This window comes from Burkholderia sp. HMSC10F09 (assembly GCF_001806955.1).
Taxonomy (GTDB): domain Bacteria; phylum Pseudomonadota; class Gammaproteobacteria; order Burkholderiales; family Burkholderiaceae; genus Burkholderia; species Burkholderia multivorans.
Map to the genome: position 1 here is coordinate 1 of NZ_KV786901.1, position 1,135 is coordinate 1,135.

A 1,135-nucleotide genomic window follows, 5' to 3' on the forward strand; every position below is an offset into this window, starting at 1 on the left:
GGCCACCGCGGCCGCGGCGGGCCCGCTGCGATGGCGAACGTGCCGCAGCCCGTGCAGGTCGCGGCCGCGACGCGCGGCGAGATGCCGGTCGTGCTGAGCGCGCTCGGCACCGTGACGCCGCTCGCGAACGTGACGGTCAAGACGCAGTTGTCCGGCTACCTGCAGTCGGTCGCATTCAAGGAAGGCCAGATCGTCAAGAAAGGCGACCTGCTCGCGCAGATCGACCCGCGCCCGTATCAGGTCGCGCTCGAGAACGCCGAAGGCACGCTCGCACGCGATCAGGCGCTGCTCGCGACCGCGCGCCTCGACCTGAAGCGCTACCGCACGCTGCTGTCGCAGGATTCGATCGCATCGCAGACGGTCGACACGCAGGCATCGCTGGTCAAGCAGTACGAAGGCACCGTGAAAACCGATCAGGCCGCGGTCGATTCGGCGAAGCTGAACCTCACGTACGCGCGCATCGTGGCGCCGGTGTCGGGCCGCGTCGGCCTGCGCCAGGTCGATCCGGGCAACTACGTGACGCCCGGCGACACGAACGGAATCGTCGTGATCACGCAGCTGCAGCCGATGAGCGTGATCTTCACGACCTCGGAAGACAACCTGCCGCAGATCCTGAAGCAGGTCAACGCGGGCCAGAAGCTGTCCGTCACCGCGTACAACCGCAACAACACGATTCCGCTCGAGACCGGCTCGCTGGAAACGCTCGACAACCAGATCGACACGAGCACCGGCACCGTGAAGCTGCGCGCGACGTTCGATAACAAGGAAGGCTTGCTGTTTCCGAATCAGTTCGTCAACACGCGGCTGCTCGTCGACGTGATCCGCGACGCGACGATCGTGCCGACCTCGGCCGTGCTGACGGGCTCGATCGGCCAGTTCGTCTACATCGTGAAACCGGACAACACGGTCACGGTGCGCAAGGTCAAGGTCGGTCCGGTCGACGGCGAGCGCACGAGCATCGTCGATGGCGTCGCGGTCGGCGAGCGCGTGGTCACCGACGGCTCCGACCGTCTGCGCGAAGGCGCGAAGATCTCGATTCCGGCCGACCAGCCGAAAGGCGCGTCGGGCGCGCACGGCGCCAGCGCGGCTTCGGCTGCGTCGGCGGCATCGGGCGCGGCCGGCCGTCACGGCGGGG

At 67.8% G+C, this 1,135-nt stretch carries 1 protein-coding gene; it reads left to right on the forward strand.

Features of this window, described 5'->3' with window-relative positions; translation table 11 throughout:
* Positions 1 to 1,135: MdtA/MuxA family multidrug efflux RND transporter periplasmic adaptor subunit (locus HMPREF3115_RS25450; protein WP_256276426.1), on the forward strand; the 1,135-nt coding region annotated here is incomplete at both ends.